The 20,115-nt window shown below is 71.8% G+C and carries 16 protein-coding genes and 1 pseudogene; 7 read left to right on the top strand and 10 right to left on the bottom strand.

Going from position 1 to position 20,115, the window contains the following annotated elements; genetic code table 11:
• Positions 1-226 precede the first annotated feature (226 nt).
• Genes ACLB9X_RS31505 through ACLB9X_RS31495 form a run of 3 tightly spaced genes read left to right on the top strand, consistent with a single transcriptional unit; the run spans position 227 to position 4,112 of the window.
• Positions 227-988 (top strand): DeoR/GlpR family DNA-binding transcription regulator, encoded by a 762-nt coding sequence (locus tag ACLB9X_RS31505; protein WP_410363841.1) that lies wholly within the window; start codon positions 227-229, stop codon positions 986-988.
• Positions 985-1,938, top strand: a complete 954-nt coding sequence (gene pfkB / locus ACLB9X_RS31500; RefSeq protein ID WP_410363840.1) for a 1-phosphofructokinase — start codon at positions 985-987, stop codon at positions 1,936-1,938. The genes ACLB9X_RS31505 and pfkB overlap by 4 nt, the downstream gene beginning before the upstream one ends.
• On the top strand, positions 1,935-4,112 hold the full coding sequence (locus ACLB9X_RS31495; RefSeq protein WP_410363839.1) for a fructose-specific PTS transporter subunit EIIC: 2,178 nt from the start codon (positions 1,935-1,937) through the stop codon (positions 4,110-4,112). The genes pfkB and ACLB9X_RS31495 overlap by 4 nt, the downstream gene beginning before the upstream one ends.
• 12 nt (positions 4,113-4,124) lie before the next feature.
• Here the strand turns inward: ACLB9X_RS31495 and ACLB9X_RS31490 are convergent, their stop codons facing one another.
• The 3 genes and pseudogenes from ACLB9X_RS31490 to ACLB9X_RS31480 all read right to left on the bottom strand — a co-directional run bounded on the left by ACLB9X_RS31490 (position 4,125) and on the right by ACLB9X_RS31480 (position 7,373).
• A complete protein-coding gene (locus ACLB9X_RS31490; RefSeq protein ID WP_410363838.1) occupies positions 4,125-4,910 on the bottom strand; it encodes a DUF6227 family protein in 786 nt (261 codons plus the stop codon).
• A gap of 153 nt (positions 4,911-5,063) precedes the next feature.
• A complete protein-coding gene (locus ACLB9X_RS31485; protein ID WP_410363837.1) occupies positions 5,064-6,134 on the bottom strand; it encodes a P1 family peptidase in 1,071 nt (356 codons plus the stop codon).
• Between the two features lie 18 nt (positions 6,135-6,152).
• Positions 6,153-7,373, bottom strand: a pseudogene (locus ACLB9X_RS31480) (low temperature requirement protein A).
• A 472-nt stretch (positions 7,374-7,845) separates the two neighbouring features.
• Here ACLB9X_RS31480 and ACLB9X_RS31475 point away from each other — a divergent pair.
• Positions 7,846-8,052, top strand: coding sequence for a hypothetical protein (locus ACLB9X_RS31475; protein WP_410363836.1), 207 nt, complete (start codon positions 7,846-7,848; stop codon positions 8,050-8,052).
• A gap of 28 nt (positions 8,053-8,080) precedes the next feature.
• Here the strand turns inward: ACLB9X_RS31475 and mscL are convergent, their stop codons facing one another.
• The 6 genes from mscL to ACLB9X_RS31445 form a co-directional block, all read right to left on the bottom strand.
• Positions 8,081-8,578, bottom strand: a complete 498-nt coding sequence (gene mscL, locus ACLB9X_RS31470) for a large conductance mechanosensitive channel protein MscL (protein WP_410363835.1) — start codon at positions 8,576-8,578, stop codon at positions 8,081-8,083.
• Between the two features lie 138 nt (positions 8,579-8,716).
• Positions 8,717-9,235, bottom strand: a complete 519-nt coding sequence (locus ACLB9X_RS31465; RefSeq protein ID WP_410363834.1) for an RcpC/CpaB family pilus assembly protein — start codon at positions 9,233-9,235, stop codon at positions 8,717-8,719.
• A 488-nt stretch (positions 9,236-9,723) separates the two neighbouring features.
• Complete coding sequence (locus ACLB9X_RS31460; RefSeq protein ID WP_410363833.1) at positions 9,724-10,629, bottom strand: S-methyl-5'-thioadenosine phosphorylase; 906 nt, start codon at positions 10,627-10,629, stop codon at positions 9,724-9,726.
• A gap of 81 nt (positions 10,630-10,710) precedes the next feature.
• Positions 10,711-11,022, bottom strand: coding sequence for an FmdB family zinc ribbon protein (locus ACLB9X_RS31455; RefSeq protein WP_410363832.1), 312 nt, complete (start codon positions 11,020-11,022; stop codon positions 10,711-10,713).
• Between the two features lie 68 nt (positions 11,023-11,090).
• On the bottom strand, positions 11,091-12,362 hold the full coding sequence (locus tag ACLB9X_RS31450) for an MFS transporter (protein WP_410363831.1): 1,272 nt from the start codon (positions 12,360-12,362) through the stop codon (positions 11,091-11,093).
• A 287-nt stretch (positions 12,363-12,649) separates the two neighbouring features.
• Positions 12,650-14,149: a potassium/proton antiporter gene (locus ACLB9X_RS31445; protein ID WP_410363846.1), complete on the bottom strand. Its 1,500-nt coding sequence runs from the start codon at positions 14,147-14,149 to the stop codon at positions 12,650-12,652.
• 219 nt (positions 14,150-14,368) lie between these two features.
• On the opposite strand from ACLB9X_RS31445, the gene ACLB9X_RS31440 reads away from it, so the two are divergent.
• A complete protein-coding gene (locus tag ACLB9X_RS31440) occupies positions 14,369-17,170 on the top strand; it encodes a penicillin acylase family protein (RefSeq protein ID WP_410363830.1) in 2,802 nt (933 codons plus the stop codon).
• On the opposite strand, the gene ACLB9X_RS31435 is transcribed toward ACLB9X_RS31440, so the two are convergent.
• Positions 17,136-17,753, bottom strand: coding sequence for a 5-formyltetrahydrofolate cyclo-ligase (locus ACLB9X_RS31435; protein ID WP_410363829.1), 618 nt, complete (start codon positions 17,751-17,753; stop codon positions 17,136-17,138). The two genes, ACLB9X_RS31440 and ACLB9X_RS31435, sit on opposite strands and share 35 nt — an antisense overlap.
• 94 nt (positions 17,754-17,847) lie before the next feature.
• Between ACLB9X_RS31435 and galU the strand changes: the two genes are divergently transcribed.
• Together galU and glp are read left to right on the top strand one after the other, a co-directional pair.
• Positions 17,848-18,771 (top strand): UTP--glucose-1-phosphate uridylyltransferase GalU, encoded by a 924-nt coding sequence (galU, locus tag ACLB9X_RS31430; protein ID WP_410363828.1) that lies wholly within the window; start codon positions 17,848-17,850, stop codon positions 18,769-18,771.
• 4 nt (positions 18,772-18,775) lie between these two features.
• Positions 18,776-20,077 (top strand): gephyrin-like molybdotransferase Glp, encoded by a 1,302-nt coding sequence (glp, locus tag ACLB9X_RS31425; protein WP_410363827.1) that lies wholly within the window; start codon positions 18,776-18,778, stop codon positions 20,075-20,077.
• The last annotated feature ends 38 nt before the right edge of the window (positions 20,078-20,115 follow it).

The following is a 20,115-nucleotide window of genomic DNA, read 5'->3' as shown; positions in this document are numbered from 1 at the left end:
TGCCGCGCGAGCACGCCGGTTCGGCGTCGGGCCTGATCAACACGACCGGCCAGATGGGCAACGCGCTCGGTCTCGGCCTGGTGTCGGTGGTCTTCTTCGGCACGATCGACGACCGGATGTCCGGCTGTGTGGAGACGAATGCCCGAGTCTGTTTACTTTGCGGAAATCCGGGCGTAGCCTGCGACGTGAAACCACAGGTTCGGGCATGGATCGGATGTAGAGCCACATGTACGCAGCGGAGCGCCAACAGGAGATCCTGCGGCTCGCCCGGGACGGCGGACGCGTCGACGTCCTGTCGCTCGCCGAGTCGTTCCAGGTGACCGCCGAGACCATCCGGCGAGACCTCAAGTCCCTGGACCGCGCCGGGCTGGTCCGGAGGGTGCACGGAGGGGCGATCCCGGCCGGGCGGCTCGACTTCGAGCCCGACCTCGCCGAGCGGGAGTCCACCGCCGCCGACGAGAAGGACCGCATCGCCCAGGCCGCCCTGGGCGAACTGCCCGAGGAGGGCAGCGTGATCCTCGACGCCGGATCCACGGTCGGCCGGCTCGCCGCCGCGTTTCCCCTGGACCGTTCGCTCACCGTCGTGACCCACGCCCTGCCCGTCGCCGCGCGTCTCGCCGACCACCCCGGCATCGACCTCCACCTGGTCGGCGGCCGCGTACGGCACCGTACGCGCGCGGCCGTCGACGCCTGGGCGCTGCGGGCGTACGGCGAGATCCACGCCGACGTCGTCTTCCTCGGCGCGAACGGGTACTCGGCGGACGGCGGCCTGACCACCCCCGACCTGGCGGAGGCCGCCGTCAAACGCGCCCAGATCGCAGCGGCGCGCCGCGTCGTCCTGCTCGCCGACTCGGCCAAGCACGGACAGGAGCACTTCGCACGGTTCGGCGACCTCTCGGACGTCGACCTGCTCATCACCGACAGCGGGCTCGCCCCGGAGGACGCCGCGGCCATCGAGGCCGCGGGCACGGAAGTCGTACGCGCATGATTCTGACCGTCACCCCGAACCCGTCGCTGGACCGCACCTACGACGTCCCATCGCTGGACCGCGGCGAGGTGCTGCGTGCCACCGGCGAGCGGATGGACCCGGGCGGCAAGGGCGTCAACGTGTCGCGGGCCGTCGCCGCTGCCGGGCACCGCACGGTCGCGGTCATGCCGCTCGGCGGCGCGCCAGGCGCCCTTGTCGCCGACCTGCTCGCGGGTCAGGGCATCGAGGTCGTGTCCGTGCCGGTGGCCGGGCACACCCGCTCGAACATCGCCGTCGCCGAACCGGACGGCACCCTCACCAAGATCAACGCTCCCGGTCCCGAGCTGAGCCCCGTCGAATCGGCGCTGCTGCTCGCCTCGGTCCGCAGGCACTCCGAGTCGGCGGACTGGATCGCGTGCTGCGGCAGCCTGCCGCGCGGCCTCGGGCCCGAGTGGTACGCCGAACTGGTCGCCCGCGCGCACGCCGCCGGCGCCCGCGTCGCCCTCGACACGTCGGGGCCGTCGCTGCTCGCGTCGCTGTCCGCACGCCCCGACGTCGTCAAGCCGAACGCCGACGAACTCGCCGCGGCCGTGGGCCGCCCGCTGCTCACCGTCGGGGAAGCGGTCAAGGCGGCGGAGGAACTGCTCGCGCTCGGCGCCCGCTCGGTGCTCGCAAGCCTGGGCGCCGACGGCCAGTTGCTCGTCTCGGAGGCGGGCACGTACTTCGGATCGGCGGCCGTGAGCGCCGTGCGCAGCAACGTCGGTGCGGGGGACGCCTCCCTTGCCGGATTCCTCGCCGCGGGCGGGGACGGCCGCGGCGCACTGGCGTCGGCGGTCGCCCACGGCGCGGCGGCGGTGCAGCTGCCGGGCAGCGTGATGCCCGCCCCCGCCGACCTCGACCCGTCCGCGGTCACCGTGACCGCGGACATCCCCCTGGACCGAGCCCTCACCGAACAAGGGAGCCCGCGATGAGCGACATGATCACCGCGGACCTGGTCGACCTCGACCTGGCCGCAACGACGAAGGAAGCGGCGGCCCGTTCGCTGGCCGAACGGATGAGGGCGCTCGGCCGGATCACCGACCTCGACGGCTTCCTCGCCGACGTGGCGGCGCGCGAGGCGCAGATGCCGACCGGCCTGGACGGTGGCATCGGCATCCCGCACTGCCGCAGCACGCACGTCACCGAGCCGACGCTGGCGTTCGGCCGCAGCGCGGCGGGCATCGACTTCGGCGCGCCGGACGGGCCCGCGGACCTGATCTTCCTGATCGCCGCACCGGCGGGCGCGGACGACGCCCACCTGACGATCCTGTCGTCGCTGGCTCGCCGCCTGATGGACGAGTCCTTCACGGGCGCACTGCGCACGTCGACGGACCGGTCGGCAGCGGCGTCCCTGATCCGCGGCGACGCACCGGCACCAGCACCGGCACCGGCTCCGGCGGAGGCGGCGGTCGTGGAGGCGGCGGCTCACGCGGCGTCGCCGGAGGGCGGTGCCGCGGCGGGCCCGTCCGACGCGGGCTCGGACGTGTCCGCTGCCGGTACGAGCGACGCGGAAGCGCCGGCCCCGGCCGCTGCCGCGCCGGTTGCCGACGTGTCCGCCGGGGGCCCGGGGACAACGGACGCCACCGCCACCGGGGCGGACGACGGGTCGGCCACCGGTGCCGAGCCGCGCGGCCCGTTCCGTGTCGTTGCCGTCACCTCCTGCCCCACCGGCATCGCCCACACCTACATGGCGGCCGAGGCCCTGGAGAAGGCCGGTGGTGCCGCGGGCGTCGAGGTGGTCGTCGAGACGCAGGGCTCCGCCGGGTTCGCCCGGCTCGACCCCGAGATCATCGCGGCGGCCGACGGTGTGATCTTCGCGCACGACGTGCCCGTCCGGGACAAGGAGCGCTTCGCCGGCAAGCCCACCGTGGACGTCGGCGTGAAGGCCGGCATCAACCGGGCCGCCGAACTGATCGCCGAGGTCCGCGGCAAGGCCGAGCGCGGCGAGGTCACCTCGGCCGCGCGGACGGCAGCCCCCGTGGACAGGGCGGGTGAACCCGGCGAGGGCTACGGCACCAAGCTCCGCAAGTGGCTCATGTCCGGCGTCAGTTACATGGTGCCGTTCGTCGCGGCGGGCGGTCTGCTCATCGCTCTGGGCTTCGCGCTCGGTGGCTACGAGATCGCCGACGCCAAGTCCGTGGCCGAGCACTTCGCCTGGGCCGACCACACGAGCTGGGCCGCACTGCTGTTCCAGGTCGGCGGGCTGGCGTTCAGCTTCCTCGTGCCCGTGCTCGCCGGGTACATCGCGTACGGCATGGCCGACCGGCCCGGTCTCGTCCCCGGCTTCGTCGGCGGCGCCGTCGCACTGACCATCGAAGCCGGCTTCCTCGGCGGACTGATCGCCGGTCTGCTCGCGGGCTTCACGGTCATGACCATCCAACGCCTCAAGGTGCCCAAGCCACTGCGCGGCATCATGCCGGTGGTCGTGATCCCGTTGATCTCCTCGGCCGTGGTCGGCTTCCTGATGTTCCTTGTCGTCGGCAAGCCCGTCGCCGAACTCCAGCAGGCGCTGACCGACTGGCTGTCCGGCCTCTCCGGGGCGAACGCCGTCATCCTGGGCGCCCTGCTCGGCCTGATGATGTGCTTCGACCTCGGCGGCCCGCTGAACAAGGTCGCCTACGCCTTCGCGGTCGGCGGCCTCGCCAACCCGACGGAGGGTTCGCTGAAGGTCATGGCCGCCGTGATGGCCGCGGGCATGGTGCCGCCGCTCGCCATGGCGCTGGCGACGGTCGTGCGCAGCCGGCTCTTCACGAAGGCCGAGCGCGAGAACGGCAAGGCAGCCTGGGTGCTGGGTGCTTCGTTCATCACCGAGGGCGCCATTCCGTTCGCCGCGGCCGACCCGCTGCGGGTCATTCCGTCCGCAATGGTGGGCGGCGCGGTCACCGGCGCGCTGTCGATGCTCTTCGAGTGCACGCTGCGGGCCCCGCACGGCGGCGTCTTCGTCGTGCCGCTGATCGGCAACCCGTTCCTCTACCTGCTCGCCATCGTCGTGGGCACGCTGGTCAGCACCGGTCTGGTGATCCTGCTCAAGGGCGCACGGAAGCCGGATACGTCCGCCGCGCCCGCCGAGGCGACGTCGGCGGGGAAGGTGTCCGTCGCCGCCTGAGCCGGGCCGCCGCTACCGCACCCGCGCGCGAAGCTCCATCGCTTCGCGCGCGGCGTGCTCCGCCTCGTAGACCTCGCACATGTGGCGGCCGTCGGGCGTCGCGGTGTGCTCGACCTCCCACAGGCTGGTCTCCGTGCCGTCGAGCAGCAGGAAAGCGTGCTCGTACAGCGTGAAACCGGCGTCCTTGCCCGCCACCCGGAACTGTCGCCCGAAGACCTGCGTGATGTGGTGCGCGAACGCCGCCCGCAGCCGGCGCGCGGTCTCCTCGCCGGGCCGGTTGTCGTTCTCCGCGCGGCGCAGCACGCGGCGCGCGTGGTCGGCCGAGTCGTCGGGGACGTACATCGGCGGGGGCGGCGGCGGGGGCGGCGTCATCAGGGAGGCGAGGAGCTCCAGGTCGGCGTCCAGGCAGAAGCCGGGGCCGGAGCCGTCCTCGGCGAAGCCGGGGAAGCCGGCCGGGAGGCGGGACGCGGCGAGCCGGGCGTCGGCCTCGTCCGCGTAGAGCTCGTACTGCGCCCTGGCCTCGGCGCCGTCGCGTCCCGTGCCGCCGTCCTTGCCGTTGCTGTGGACGAGCTCCCACAGGGTGAGCGAACTGCCGTCGCCGAGCAGGTACGTATGGCGGTACGTCGCCCGGTGCAGGCCCGCCTCGTGGTGGGAGGAGTGCAGGGAACTGGCATGGGTCAGCGCCGATCCGAGCCGCTCGACCGTCGCGTCGGGCAGATCGAAGGAGTTGAGCGCCCGACCCAGGAGTCGCTCGAGGTGCGTCTCGGTTGTCTCGTACGGATCGATCGGATCGTTCAAGAGGGGTCTCCAGGCCGTCGCCACACGTCACTTGCTGGTTGCTAAACGTAGTGCTTGGGTCTGACAACGCGTTCCGGGTTCGGGTAAAACGAAGGGCCGGGCGGCCGGAGTTCCCGTTCCGGTACCGACCCTCCAACTGGCCTCGCGGCCCCGTCAGTCGGTGCCGTACAGCTCCCGGTACGAGGGGAAGACGCCGCCGGGTCCGTCGACGCCGTCGGCCGCCCGCACGGCACTCACGATCGCGCGGGTCACCATGTCCGCGCCCGCGGCCAGGATGTCGTTGAGGGCGAGCGGGTCGTCCTTGTCCAGGGCCCTCGCGCCTGTGGCCAGGGCGAACACGGTGTCGCCGTCGTTGAGCAGGTGCACCGGCCGTACGGCGCGCGCGATGCCGTCGTGCGAGGTGCCGGCGAGTTTGTGGGCCTGGGCGCGGGTCAGGTCGGCGTCGGTGGCGACGACGGCGAGGGTCGTGTTCAGCGGAGCAGGCCCGTTCTTCGCGCCCGCCTCGGCCAGCCGCGACTGGGCCGCCGCGTGCACGGCGGGCTCCGGTTCGGTGGCGCGTTCGTTGCCGTACGCGCCGTAGAGTGCGCCGTTGCGCGGGTCGACCGCCGAGCCGACCGCGTTCGCGACGACGAGTGCCGCCACGGTGATCCCCGACTCCAGCACACAACTCGCGGTGCCGACGCCGCCCTTGAACCGGCCGATCACCGCACCCGTCCCCGCGCCCACCGCGCCCTCGGCGACCGGGGCGCCGTCCGGGCTCGCCGCCGCGGCCTCCACGGCGGCCCGTCCGGTCGAGGCGTCCGGCCGGGCGCGCCAGTCGCCGCCGCGGCCGAGATCGAAGACGCAGGCGGCCGGCACGACGGGAACGACCTGCGAGGGGTCCGGCCCCACCCGTACGCCCCGGCCCTGCTCCTCCAGCCACGCCATCACACCGGCGGCGGACTCGAGCCCGTAGGCACTGCCGCCCGTCAGGACGACGGCCTCGATGCGCTGGACGAGGTTGCGCGGGTCGAGCGCGTCCGTCTCCCGGGTGCCGGGCCCGCCGCCGCGTACGTCGACGGCGGCGACCACGCCACCTGGCGGCGCGAGCACGACGGTGGTGCCGCTGAGTGCCCGCTCACCCGGGACGCGCGCATGCCCGACACGCAGACCGGCCACATCCGTCAGCCCGCCGCTGCCCGAGCCGAGGTCGGCTCCCGGTCCGCTGAGTTCGTCGACGCCCATGACACCCACCGTAGTTGGTCAACCGGCGGTCGCGCGGTGCGGCGGGCGGGCGGCCAGCGTCACGCCGACAGTGACCGTCGCGGCCGCGACCAGCCCGGCTGCGAACACGGCCCAGTGGCCCGCGAACGTGCACGCCAGCATCGCCGCCGCGCCGGCCGGCAGCAAACAGCTGCTGCGCCGCGCCGCTCTTGAAGTAACGGGCGTGCAGCAGCCACACCGTCGCGAAGAACGTCGCGGCCGGGATGGTCACCGCCGCCGACGCGGCGGTGACCGACACGTGCGCCTTGCCGACCGCCTCCTCCACCGCGACCTCCAGCCCCGCGCCGACCGCGGCCGCCGAGGCGAAGATCAACAGGTGGCCGTAACCCCAGGGGATCGCCTGGCGGTTGGACCCCAGCCGCTCGTGCGCCGGGACGGCGAAGTAGATCCACCACGCGGCGAAGACGATCAGCAGCCCGCCGCCGGCGATGGGCAGCAGCTCGCCGAGGGCGTCGTTCTCGTCGAGCGCGGACTGGACCGCGGTGGTGGCCGCGTACATGGTCTCGCCGAGGACGATGAGCGTGAACAGTCCGTACCGTTCCACGATGTGATGCGGGTGCCAGGCCGTCTGGTGGTCCCGCTCGGCGATCACGGGGACGAGCAGCTCGGCCACCACGAAGACCAGGAACAGCCAGCGCCGCGAGCCCTCCGGAGCGGCCAGCAGCGTGGACCACCCGGCCTGGCAGAGCACCAGGCCCACCGCGTACCGCACGGCGGTCCGCCGCGCGGGGCCCGACGGCTCGGAGGCGGCGGCACGCAGCCACTGGGCGGTCAGCGCCACGCGCATCAGCACATAGCCGATGACGGCGACGGTCCAGTCGTTGTCGACGAAGGCGCGCGGTACGCCGGCCGCGTAGACGAGGACGCCGGAGATCTGGACGAAGGTGGCGATCCGGTACGGCACGTCGTCGCAGTCGTAGGCGGAGGCGAACCAGGTGAAGTTCATCCACGCCCACCACACGCCGAAGAACACGTACACGTAACCGACGACTCCCGTCGCCGCGTGGTCCTCGGCGACCGCGTGCACCAGCTGGACCCCCCGGCCTGAGCGACGGCGACGACGAAGCACAGGTCGAAGAAGAGCTCCAGTGGTGTCACGGTGCGGTGGCTCTCGTCCCGGCTGCGGGCCGTCATCCGCCGCAGCGGCCTGGAGTGGTGGTGGTGAGCGGACCCGTTGCCGGCAGCAGGTGTGGACATCATGGGCAAAGCACAGCAGAACGGTCGCTCGTCGGCGGCCGGACGCGCGAGCCGGTCCATCCGGCCAGTCGGTCATCTGTCGAAGCCCCCTTCACACTCCTGTCCAGCAAAACGGGCTCGGTGGCACAAACCGCCCTTAGCGTGGCTTCGTGACCGAGCCACCGGAAGCCCCCGCCGTACCGGCGAAGCCGTCGGTGCCCCCGGCCGAGCCGCTGCCCGTGCCACCGGTGCCCCCCGCACCGCCCTGGCGTGCCGCCGGCGGGGCAGCTCCTGCCTCGGGGCCCGCTGCCCTGCACGCCGGGCCTCCCGCCAGTTGATCTTCCGGGGCTGCGTCCTCGCCGCGCTCATCACCTCCCGCCGGCCTGGAGATCGCGGCCGTGCTGGTGATCCCCGCCGCCTCGGACTTCCTGTGGCCTGGTCGTTGGACCCCAGAGACCGTTGACCTGAGGGGCCCCGGCCGTCTTACCCTGGATGTATGAGCACCGCCCCCGCCCCCGGACCGCGAGATGCGAAGCAGCCCGGTCGGCAGCACTCCAAGCCGGAGCTGATCTTCGACGATCCGATGGACCAGCAGTCCTCGGACGATACGGACCGCGGGTGGGGCGAGCGGCCTCCCGTCAGCGGCGACAGCGCCGCTGACCTGGCGCGCTTCCTGGACGAGAAGCCGCCCCACCACATCTGAGCCTCGGGGCTCGTGGTCCGTGCGGTGTCTAGCCTCGGTCGCCGGGAGCCGAAGACCCTGCCGGACCCCCGGCACCCCCGCCGCGCTGGGCGACCAAAGCGTCGCGGATCTCCTTCAGCACCTCCAGCTCCGTGACCTCCAGTGTCTCGTGCGCGCCTTCCTTCGCCTTGCGCTGCGCCTCGCGGCGTGCCAGGTATTTCGCCATGGGCAGCACCATCAGGAAGTACACGACGGCCGCGGTGATCAGGAACTGCAGGGTGGCGCCGAGCACCGATCCCCACATGATCTGGATGCCCTGCATCTCGCCGTCGACGACCCTGCACGGGTCCTTCAGACAAGAGCTGTAGGAGTCCAGGTTCTTCGTGCCGAACGCTCCCACGAGCGGGTTGATGACGCCCTTCACCACAGCGTTGACGATGTTGGTGAACGCGGCACCGATGACGACGGCGACCGCCAGGTCGATCACGTTGCCACGCATCAGGAAGGCCTTGAAGCCCTCGAGCAGACTCGGCTTCTTCTCGCTCACGAATGAGCCTCTTTTCGCATGTGCGGTTGGGGAGGGGGACAGGTGCGCAACTTACGGCAGTCCCCGGTCGCCCTGTCCAATCCGCACCTGCGAACCTGTGACCTGACGACACGTCAGTACGAGTCGGCTGGGCGAACGTCAGCACACGGTCACCGCCAGTCGGGACGTCGCCCCGGCTCCGGCCAGCGCGGCGGCGGTGGTCCGCGGCACGGACAGCACGATCAAGGCGCCGTCGCCCACCGGGTCCTCGCCCGCTCGCGGGATCGCGGCAACCCGGACGCCGGAGGCCACGACCTTCGCGGACGGCTCCTCTCCCGGGGGTGAATCGGCGGCGGCGATCACATCGACCCGGTCTCCAGGGCGCAGCAGCCGGACCGTCGCGGCGTCGGCGATCCGTACGGGAGCCGACACCAGAACGTCATCGGGTCGGCGATGCTCACGCGCCGGTGCCGCGGCCGCCAAGGCACCTGTCTCCGGGACTCCTTGGCCATGCGGCCCGGACCGGCCGCCCGGATCGTCCGGGCCCCGCGCGCTCGACGCGGCCAGCGCCGCTGCCGTCACCGCCAGCCCGGCAGCCATCGCGCGCCGCTGCCTGCGCAGCGCCCGCCGCAGCCGACGGCTGCTGCCGCGGACCCGCAGCGGTGCGAACTGCGGCACGCCCAGGGGCTCCGGAGCCGGTGACGATCCCACGGTGAAATCGGCCGGGACGCCGAACCGAGCGGCCGGCGGGAGGGCGAACGGAGGAGGCATCGGAGGGGTCACCCATGTCGTCACCGGAGCCGACGGGGCGTCCGGCGATTCCGGCGACGCGTCCGGCGAAGGCGGCACGGCCGACATCCGCGACGCCCGGCCGGCGGACGAGGCCGGCGGCGTCGCGGGGTCGGTGAGGGAGCCGGGAGCGGAAGTGGTGCCTGCGCCGGTGGGTGAGGGCCCGGGGTCGTCGAGGGAGCCGGGACCGCGGGGCGAAGAGTGACCGGAACCGGAAGAGGAGTACAGCGACATGCCGAGCACCGCCTGTCATGAGGCGTGGACCGGGCCTGCTGCCCGTGTCCGACCGCTCCCCACGATCCACTTTTCGGCCCCACCCCGCTGAGGCCTGTGGACAGTCCCCGGCTTGTGGACAACTCGGCCACCCCTGAGGGTGGTTACGGCAGCTTGATGCCCGGATCGAGCCCGGCCAGCGCGTTCCCGCACGTGCAGTCGCGGTCCTCGTTCGCCGGCAGTGCGGCCACCGCGTCGAACAGCACGGTCCGCAGCCGGTCCACATTGGCGGCGAACACCTTCAGGACCGCTTCGTGGGAGACGCCCTCGCCCGCCTCCGCCCCCGCGTCCAGGTCCGTGACCAGGGTCAGCGTCGTGTAGCAGAGCTCCAGTTCCCGGGCGAGCACCGCCTCGGGGTGCCCGGTCATGCCGACCACCGACCAGCCCATCGCGGCGTGCCAGCGCGACTCGGCACGGGTCGAGAAGCGCGGCCCCTCGACGACCACCAGCGTGCCGCCGTCCACGGGCTCCCAGTCGCGTCCTCGTGCCGCCTCCAGGGCCGCCTTGCGCCCCCGCGGGCAGTACGGGTCGGCGGGCGAGACGTGCACCACGTTCGGCACCTCGCCGGACGGCAGGGGCAGCCCGTCGAAGTACGTCTGGGGCCGGGACTTCGTACGGTCCACGAACTGGTCGGGCACGAGCAGGGTGCCGGGGCCGTACTCCGGCCGCAGGCCGCCCACCGCGCACGGTCCGAGCACCTGGCGCACCCCCACCGACCGCAGCGCCCAGAGGTTGGCCCGGTAATTGATGCGGTGCGGCGGCAGGTGGTGGCCACGGCCGTGGCGGGGCAGGAAGGCCACCTTGCGGCCGGAGATCTCCCCGAGGAAGAGCGAGTCGCTGGGAGCGCCGTAGGGGGTGTCGACCTGGATCTCGGTGACGTCGTCCAGGAAGGAGTAGAAGCCGGAGCCGCCGATCACGCCGATCTCGGCGCGGACGGAGCCGGAGCCGTCAGGAGCAGGAGAACCGGAACCGCTGTCGGGGCCTGCGTTCGGGTGCGCGTGGGTCGCCATGGCGGTCACAGTAGCCGGACCCGAAAACGCCAAGAACCCCGCCGTGGCCACTGCCACGGCGGGGTCGGCAAATCATGGGGATCAGGCGGCGGAGCCGGAGGCGCTCGAGGTGCTCGTCGAGGACGACGAGGCCGAGCTCGACGAGGAGGCCGCGATCGACGACTTCGACTCGGACGACTTCGAGCTCGACGAGGCAGGCGAGCTGCTCGACGACGAGCCACGGCTGTCGTTGCGGTAGAAGCCGGAGCCCTTGAAGACGATGCCGACCGCCGAGAACACCTTCTTGAGGCGTCCGTCGCAGCTCGGGCACACGGTCAGGGCGTCGTCGGTGAACTTCTGCACCGCCTCGAGGCCCTCGCCGCATTCGGTGCACTGGTACTGGTAGGTCGGCACTTGTCTTCCTCCTGGCACTCTCACTCGATGAGTGCTAACGACGATCCATAGTGACGTATTCCGCTGGATCAGTCCACCGTCACCGGCACTCGGTGACCGATCCCACGTGCGGCCACCAGTCCGGCGGCCATCGGCGCGAGCCGCGATCGCAATGCCAGCAGGGTGGCCAGCGCGAGCCCCGTGCCCACGAGCGGGACGACGAATCCGGCGCTCGCGCCGTAGCCGTCGGCAAGCCGCCCGGCCACCGTCACGGCCGCCGCCTGCCCGAGCGCCACCGCGCCCGTCAGCCAGGTGAAGGCCTCGGTGCGGGCGGACGCCGGCACCAGCGACTCGACCAGCGTGTAGCCGCTGATCAGGGCAGGTGCGATGAACAGGCCGACGACCAGGCCGAGCCCACCGAGAAGGGCCACGGAGTGCACCGTCCACAGCAGGGACGCGGCGACCGTGAGCGCCGCGTAGCCGACGACGAGCCGGCGGCGCGGTCCGGTCTTCCATGCGATGGCTCCCACGGCGATGCCGGCCACCATGTTGCCGGCGGCGAAGAGACCGTAGAGCAGACCGTTCATGCCGGGCTGCCCGATCTCCTCGGTGAAGGCCGTCAGCGAGACCTGCATGCCGCCGAAGACCGCTCCGATGCCCAGGAAGGCCACGGCGAGCACCCGCACGCCGGGTACGGAGAGGGCGGACGCACGCTCCGCGCGCACCTCGGCGCTGTGGTGGCCGTGGGCGGGCTGGGTGCGGCGCTGGGCCGCGAACAGCAGGCCGCCCGCCAGTGTGAGCGCCGCCTCGGCGATCAGGCCGGCGGCGGGGTGCACGCCCGTGCACAGGGCCGTGGCGAGGACCGGGCCGACCACGAACGTGAACTCGTCCGTGACCGACTCGAAGGCGGCGGCGGTCTGCATCAGGGGAGAACCCTGGAGCGTGGCGGCCCAGCGGGCCCGCACCATCGGGCCGATCTGCGGCACTGACGCACCGGTGGGCACCGCGGCGGCGAACAGGGCCCACAGCGGCGCGCCCGCGAGCGCCAGCGCCGTGAGCGCGGCGACGGAGACGGTGTGCACCAGGACGCCGGGCAGCAGGACCGCGCGCTGGCCGAAGCGGTCGGCGAGCTTTCCGCTCTGCGGGGCGAACAGTGCCATCGAGACACCGGTGACGGCGGCGACCGCACCGGCGCTGCCGTAGGAACCGGTCGTGTGCTGGACGAGCAGGACGATGCCGATCGTGAGCATCGCGAAGGGCTGCCGGGCAGCGAAACCGGGGAGCAGGAATGTCCACGCCCCAGGGGTGCGGAGCAGTTGTCCGTAACCAGGACGCGGGTCAGAAGCGACCGTGGACGCCACGGCCCCTTGCCTTTCTGCCGCCTGGTAGCGCTCCCCTGGGTGTCGGGAGCCGCCGAGAGCTGTCCTCTTGCGCGGAACTGCGGTAGATACCGGGGCCCACTCCGGGGACGCCGCGGCCGCCATACGGTCGCGCCAGCTCTGCGTCAGGCAGAGTTGGTCGATCAGTGTGCCTTCATGGTACAGGGATTCTCGCCATGTCCACCTGGGAAATGGCAGAGATCACCCCGTCCGTTCCTGTGTTTGAACAGCTCCTGGGCACAGAAGGCTGCGCGGCCCGCGGCCCTCCGTCACGGGGACCCGCCTCCGGTGCCGAGCCAGCCGGCCAGCTTTCCGCCCTGGCTGACGGCCCTCAGCCGCCGCTCCGCGGCGTCCCTCACCGGATCGGTGGCCACGACCAGCAGCTCGTCCCCGTGCCGCAGCACGGTCGACGGGAGCGGTACGAAGCTCTTGCCCTCCCGCACCACGAGGGTGACCGCCGAGCCGGAGGGCAGCCGCAGCTCGGCGACCTCCACGCCGTGCATCCGGGAGCTGTCCGGGACGGCGACCGACAGCAGATGTCCGCGCAGCCGCTCCAGCGGGGCGGACTCGACGCCGAGGTCGGCGGCCTCGGAGGAGTCGCCGAGCCGCAGGGCCCGTGCCAGCCAGGGCAGCGTCGGGCCCTGGACCAGGGTGTAGACGACGACCAGGACGAAGACGATGTTGAAGATCCGGTCGTTGCCCTCGACGCCGGAGACCATGGGGATCGTCGCGAAAATGATGGGGACGGCGCCGCGGAGGCCCGCCCAGGACATCAGCACCTGCTCCGGCCACGGGATGCGGAACGGCATGAGGCTGATGAGGACGCCCACCGGCCGGGCGAGCACGGTCAGCATCAGGCCGACGACCACCGCGGGCCAGAAGTCCCGCAGAAGCTCGTGCGGCGACACGAGCAGTCCGAGCAGCACGAACATGCCGATCTGCGCGATCCAGCCGAGACCCTCGGCGAAGCCGCGGTTCGCGGGCGCGTGGGGCAGCTTGGAGTTGCCGAGGATCATGGAGGCGAGATAGACGGCGAGGAAGCCGCTGCCGTGCGCCATGGCGCCGGCGGCGTACGCGACCACGGCGATGGCCATGACGGCGATGGGGTAGAGGCCGGACGCGGGCAGCGCGACGTGCCGCAGCCCGAACGCACCGAGCCAGCCGACGGCGAGTCCGACCAGCGCGCCGATCACCAGCTCCAGCGCGATCTTTCCGACGAGGGTGTACCAGTGGTCGATCGGGCCGGCCGAGGAGAAGGCCACCACCAGAATGACGACCGGGGCGTCGTTGAAACCGGACTCGGCCTCCAGGGCGCCTGTCACCCGGGGCGGAAGCGGCACCTTGCGCAGCACCGAGAAGACCGCGGCCGCGTCCGTGGACGACACGACCGCGCCGATGATCAGCGCCTGTTGCCACTCCAGGCCGACGAGGTAGTGAGCGGCCGCGGCCGTGATGCCCACGCTCACCGCGACGCCCACCGTCGACAGCGCAGCGGCCGCCGGCAGCGCCGGTTTGATCTCCTTCCACTTGGTGCCGAGGCCACCTTCGGCCAGGATCACCACAAGTGCGGCATAACCGATCACCTGCGTCAGTTCGGCGTCGTCGAACTGGACGTCGAGCAGGCCGTCCTGGCCCATCGCGATCCCGATCCCGAGGTACAGCAGCAGGCTGGGCAGCCCGCTGCGGGACGAGATGCGCACCGCCGCGACGGCGATGAGCAGGACGATCGAGCAGATGAGCAGGAGTTCGTTGAGCTGGTGGACAGTCAGTGGCCGATCCTTCCCCTCGCGCCGTCATGCCGGAGGTCTTCGTATCCGGCGGCGACACTTCGTTACCTTACCTAATCTTTAACGTTTCCTTGATGGCCGGATGATCCGAATGTCCGACTACGGGGACGGCCTTGTGGATACCGCGTCGGGGCCGGTGGGGCGCTGCGCCTAGAGTTGCCTCAGCATTCCCAGGACCACCCTGCCCCTCGAAGGACAGCGATGCCCGCCAACACAACCGCCTCTTCCCCCAAGAAGAAGAAGGGGCGACGCGCCCGACTGCTCGTGCTCGTCCTGGTGCTGGCGCTCGTCGCGGGTGTCGGTTACGGGGCCTACTGGAGCGTCAGCACGGTTCGCGCCTCGTTCCCCACCACCACTGGCACGATCGAACTCGCGGGCCTCGGCGGCCAGGTCGAGGTCAAGCGCGACGGCTACGGCATCCCGCAGATCTACGCGGACAGCGACGAGGACCTGTTCCGCGCCCAGGGCTTCGTCCAGGCACAGGACCGCTTCTGGGAGATGGACGTCCGCCGCCACATGACCGCGGGCCGGCTCTCCGAGATGTTCGGTTCGGGGCAGGTGGAGACGGACGCCTTCCTGCGCACGCTCGGCTGGCGCCGGGTGGCGCAGCAGGAGTACGACACCAAGCTCTCGCCCGAGACGAAGAAGTACCTCCAGGCGTACGCGGACGGCGTCAACGCGTACCTCAAGGGCCGCTCGGCGGAGGAACTGTCGGTCGAGTACGCGGCCCTGGCCTTCAGCAACGACTACAAGCCCGAGCCGTGGACGCCGGTCGACTCGGTTGCCTGGCTCAAGGCGATGGCCTGGGACCTGCGCGGCAACATGCAGGAGGAGATCGACCGCTCGCTGCTCACCAGCAGGCTCAGCGAGAAGCAGATCCGCGACCTGTACCCGCCCTACCCCTACGACCGCAACGAACCGATCGTGCGGCGGGGTGGGATCGACCCGGCCACCGCCGCGTACGACCCGGCCGCCAAGCCGTCCGGCTCGGCGGGCGACGCTGCCGCAGGCAGCGGGTCCGGCGGGAGCGGCGGAGCGCTCGACGGCGCGGGCGGCGGTTCGGACAGCGCGGCCGGAGCCGGCCAGGGGCTGAACGCCCAGCTGGGCGCGCTCTCCGACACCCTCGACTCGATCCCCGCGCTGCTCGGCCCCAGCGGCAACGGCATCGGCTCCAACTCCTGGGTCGTGGCCGGGAGGTACACGACGACCGGCAAGCCCCTGCTGGCCAACGACCCGCACCTCGCGCCCCAGCTGCCGTCCCTCTGGTACCAGATGGGCCTGCACTGCCGCACGGTCTCCGACCGTTGCTCGTTCGACGTCGCGGGTTACACCTTCTCCGGCATGCCGGGCGTGATAATCGGCCACAACCAGGACATCGCCTGGGGCTTCACCAACCTCGGCGCCGACGTGACCGACCTCTACCTGGAGAAGCTCAGCGGGGACCACTACCTGGTCGGGGGCCGGGAGAAGAAGCTGACCACCCGCACGGAGGTCATCAAGGTCGCCGGTGGATCCGACAAGACGATCACGGTCCGCTCCACGGAGCACGGCCCGCTGGTCTCCGACCGCAGCGAAGAGCTCGAGAAGGTCGGCGAGCGGGCTCCGGTGTCCAACGCCGCACCCGACCGCGGCACCGGCTACGCGGTCTCCCTGCAGTGGACGGCCCTGCAGCCCGGCACGTCGATGAACGCCGTCTTCGAGCTCAACCGGGCCAAGGACTTCACGTCCTTCCGCCGCGCGGCCCGGGCCTTCGAGGTGCCCTCGCAGAACCTGGTCTACGCCGACACCAAGGGCAACATCGGCTATCAGGCCCCCGGCAAGATACCGCTGCGGGCCGAGGGTGACGGCCGGACGCCCGCGCCCGGCTGGGACCCGAAGTACAAGTGGGACGGCTACATCGCGTTCGACGAGCTGCCCTACGAGTACAACCCGGAGCGCGGCTACATCGTGACCGCGAACCAGGCGGTCGTCGACGCGAAGAAGTACCCGTACCTGATCACGGAGGACTACGGCTACGGCGCCCGGAGCCAGCGGATCAACGACCTCATCGAGTCGAAGATCCGGGGCGGCGGCAAGGTCTCCACCGAGGACATGCGCACCATGCAGATGGACAACAGCAGCGAGATCGCCAAGCTGCTGACGCCCTACCTGCTGAAGATCGACGTCTCCGATCCGTATGTCCGCGAGGCGCAGAAGCTGCTGGAGGGCTGGGACTACACCCAGGAGCCGGACTCCGGGGCCGCCGCGTACTTCAACGCCGTGTGGCGCAACGTGCTCAGGCTGGCGTTCGGCAACAAGCTCCCCAAGGAGCTCCGGATCAGCGGCGAGTGCCTGAACGTGCTGCCCGCCGACAGCACCGCGCCGGACGACGACCTGACCGAGCGCGTCCGCGAATGCGGCCAGCGGGACAGCGATTCCGCGCAGCCCGACGGCGGCGACCGCTGGTACGAGGTGGTGCGCCGGCTGCTCAAGGACGAGGACAACGAGTGGTGGCGCACGCCTCAGACGCGTACGGACGAGGCGACCGACACCCGTGACGGGCTCCTCGCCCGCGCCATGGAGGACGCCCGCTGGGAGCTGACCGCGGAGCTCGGCAAGGACGCCTCCAGCTGGAGCTGGGGCCGCCTGCACCAGCTGACGCTGAAGAATCAGACGCTGGGCACCGAGGGTCCGGGGTTCCTGCAGTTCATGCTCAACCGGGGCCCGTGGAACCTGGGCGGCGGCGAGGCCGCGGTCAACGCCACCGGCTGGAACGCGGCGGCCGGCTACGGCGTCGTGTGGGTGCCGTCGATGAGGATGGTCGTCACGGTCGGCGAGTGGGACAAGTCCCGGTGGATCAATCTGACCGGGGCGTCGGGCCACGCGTACAGCTCCCACTACACCGATCAGACCGACAAGTGGGCCGAGGGCAAGCTGCTCGACTGGGCCTACGGCGCCCAGGCGGTGGACGCCGCGACCGTCGACACGCTCAAGCTCGTCCCGCCGGGCGGGCAGGCCGAGTGAAGCGGCGTACCCCCTGAGGCGTGACCACGGCGTGGACGGGGTGGTCGTGCGGTTCCACCGGGACCTGCGCGACCACCTCGTTCGCGTAGAGGAGCACGACGAGGGCGGGATCGGCTCCGGCCGCGGCGAGCCGGGCCAGCACGCGGTCGTACGAGCCGCCCCCGCGGCCCAGCCGCATGCCCTGGCTGTCGACGGCCAGCCCGGGCAGCAGCACCGCGTCGGCGCCGACGACGGCAGAGGGGCCCAGCCGCTCACCGTCCGGCTCCAGCAGGCCGCGGCCGGCGGCCACCAGGTGTCCGGGGCCGCGGTAGACGCCCCAGTCGAGGTCGTTGTCCGGGAGGAGGACCGGGAGCAGGACCCTCGTGCCGCGCGCGAGCAGGGCGTCGAGCAGCGCGCGGGTGCCGGGTTCACGCCCGACGGAGACGTATGCGGCGACGGTGCCGGCCTCGGCCAGCTCGGTCAGCAGCAGCGCGTGCCGCGCGAGAGCGGCGGCCGCCGCTCTCACGTCGTCGGCGGACAGAAGCCGGCGCGCCCCGAGGAGTTCCGCGCGAAGAGCAATCTTTCCGGACATTTCGTTGCCCATTGGTCGCCTGTAAACCTCTCGTATACGTCTCTATGAGGATGAAGTTAACCGGAGCATCATCTTCCGCCCATATTCAGCGGATATGGTGCTCCGCATGACTCAGTCGCACTCCAGGATCAGCAAGGCTGTCATCCCCGCCGCAGGCCTCGGCACCCGGTTCCTGCCTGCCACGAAAGCCACTCCCAAAGAGATGCTGCCTGTGGTCGACAAGCCCGCGATCCAGTACGTCGTCGAGGAGGCGGTCGCGGCCGGCCTCTCCGACGTCCTGATGATCACGGGTCGCAACAAGCGCCCCCTCGAGGACCACTTCGACCGCAACTATGAGCTGGAGGAGGCGCTCTCCCGCAAGGGCGACGCCGGACGTCTTGCACGGGTGCAGGAGTCGAGCGACCTCGCCACCATGCACTACGTGCGCCAGGGCGACCCGCGCGGCCTCGGTCACGCCGTTCTGTGCGCCGAGCCGCACGTGGGGGACCAGCCGTTCGCCGTCCTCCTGGGCGACGACCTGATCGACCCGCGCGACCCGCTGCTCGCGCGCATGATCGAGATCCAGGAGCGCGAGGGCGGCAGCGTCGTCGCGCTGATGGAGGTCGACCCGGCCCAGATCCACATGTACGGCTGCGCCGCCGTCAAGCCCACGAGTGACAGCGACGTCGTGAAGATCACGGACCTGGTCGAGAAGCCCGACCCCGCCGAGGCGCCCAGCAACCTCGCGGTCATCGGCCGTTACGTCCTCGACCCCGCGATCTTCGCCATACTGCGCCGGACCGAGCCGGGCCGCGGCAACGAGATCCAGCTCACCGACGCGATCCAGAAGCTCGCCGAGGCGGAGCACTCCGTGGACGAGGCGGGACCCTCCGGCGGCCCGGTGCACGGCGTGATCTTCAAGGGCCGTCGCTATGACACAGGTGACCGTGGCGACTATCTGCGTGCCATTGTCAGACTCGCGTGCGAACGTGAAGACCTGGGCCCGGAGTTCCGGGACTGGCTTCGCAGTTTTGTGACCGAGGAGATGTAGGACCGTGAGCAGCACGATCTGGTCGGTTGACGACCACCTGGAGGACATCCTCGCCGCGATCCGGCCGCTCGACCCGATCGACCTCCAGCTGCCGGACGCACAGGGCTGTGTCCTCGTCGAGGACGTCACGGTCCCGGTCGCGCTGCCCCCCTTCGACAACAGCTCCATGGACGGCTACGCGGTCCGGGTCGCCGATGTGGCGGGCGCGAGCGAGGAGTTCCCCGCCGTGCTCGCCGTCATCGGCGACCTGGCGGCCGGCAGCGGCGGGCTGCCCACCGTCGGCCCCGGCCAGGCCGCGCGCATCATGACCGGCGCGCCTCTGCCGCCGGGGGCCGAGGCCGTCGTCCCCGTCGAGTGGACCGACGGCGGCACCGGAGGCGGGGCCGCCACCACGATGCGCCCGGCCGGTGAGGCCCCGGAGGGCGCGAGCGGCGAGGTCCGGGTGCACCGGCCGGCCCAGGAGGGGGCCCATGTGCGGGCCCGCGGCAGCGATGTGCAGGCGGGCGATCTCGCGCTCGCCGCGGGCACCGTGCTCGGCCCGCCGCAGATCGGCCTGCTCGCCGCGATCGGCCGCGGCACCGTGCGGGTGCGCCCCCGCCCGCGCGTCGTCGTCCTGTCGACCGGCAGCGAACTGGTCCAGCCCGGCGAGAAGTTGGCCGAGGGACAGATCTACGACTCCAACAGCTTCGCCCTGGCGGCCGCCGCCCGCGACGCCGGCGCGATCTCCTACCGGGTCGGCGCGGTCGCCGACGACGCCGAGGCGCTGCGCGCCACCATCGAGGACCAGCTGATCCGAGCCGACCTGCTGGTGACCACGGGCGGTGTGAGCGTCGGGGCGTACGACGTGGTCAAGGAGGCGCTCGCCTCGGTCGGTGACGAGGACGCGCCCGGCAGCGGGATCGACTTCCGCAAGCTCGCGATGCAGCCGGGCAAGCCCCAGGGCTTCGGTTCCATCGGCCACGACCGCACCCCGCTGCTGGCCCTGCCCGGCAATCCGGTCTCCAGCTACGTGTCCTTCGAGCTGTTCGTCCGGCCCGCGATCCGCACCCTGATGGGTCTGCCGGATGTGCACCGCCCGAAGACCAGAGCCGCGCTCAAGGCGGACAAGGCGCTGTCGTCCCCGGCCGGCAAGCGCCAGTTCCTACGGGGGATCCATGACGCCGCGGCGGGCAGCGTGACCCCGGTCGGCGGCTCCGGCTCCCACCTGATCGCGGCCCTCGCGCAGGCCGACTGCCTGATCGTCGTCCCGGAGACCGACACCTCCGTGGAGCCCGGCGCCGAGGTCGACGTGGTCCTCCTGGGGTGAGACGCGCTGCGTGGCGGTACCGTGTCTGCCCACACAGG

It is taken from the genome of Streptomyces sp. 5K101 (assembly GCF_046506645.1).
In the GTDB taxonomy this organism is placed as follows: Bacteria; Actinomycetota; Actinomycetes; order Streptomycetales; family Streptomycetaceae; genus Streptomyces.
Note: the sequence above shows the minus strand (reverse complement) of the source record. Positions and strands in the feature narration are given on the sequence as shown.

Bases quoted from the DNA above. Each gene is read 5' to 3' on its own strand.
- ACLB9X_RS31505 (WP_410363841.1), top strand. From the start codon at position 227: ATGTACGCAGCGGAGCGCCAACAGGAGATCCTGCGGCTCGCCCGGGAC.
- pfkB (WP_410363840.1), top strand. From the start codon at position 985: ATGATTCTGACCGTCACCCCGAACCCGTCGCTGGACCGCACCTACGAC.
- ACLB9X_RS31495 (WP_410363839.1), top strand. From the start codon at position 1,935: ATGAGCGACATGATCACCGCGGACCTGGTCGACCTCGACCTGGCCGCA.
- ACLB9X_RS31485 (WP_410363837.1), bottom strand. From the start codon at position 6,134: ATGGGCGTCGACGAACTCAGCGGACCGGGAGCCGACCTCGGCTCGGGC.
- ACLB9X_RS31475 (WP_410363836.1), top strand. From the start codon at position 7,846: ATGAGCACCGCCCCCGCCCCCGGACCGCGAGATGCGAAGCAGCCCGGT.
- ACLB9X_RS31460 (WP_410363833.1), bottom strand. From the start codon at position 10,629: ATGGCGACCCACGCGCACCCGAACGCAGGCCCCGACAGCGGTTCCGGT.
- ACLB9X_RS31440 (WP_410363830.1), top strand. From the start codon at position 14,369: ATGCCCGCCAACACAACCGCCTCTTCCCCCAAGAAGAAGAAGGGGCGA.
- ACLB9X_RS31435 (WP_410363829.1), bottom strand. From the start codon at position 17,753: ATGGGCAACGAAATGTCCGGAAAGATTGCTCTTCGCGCGGAACTCCTC.
- galU (WP_410363828.1), top strand. From the start codon at position 17,848: ATGACTCAGTCGCACTCCAGGATCAGCAAGGCTGTCATCCCCGCCGCA.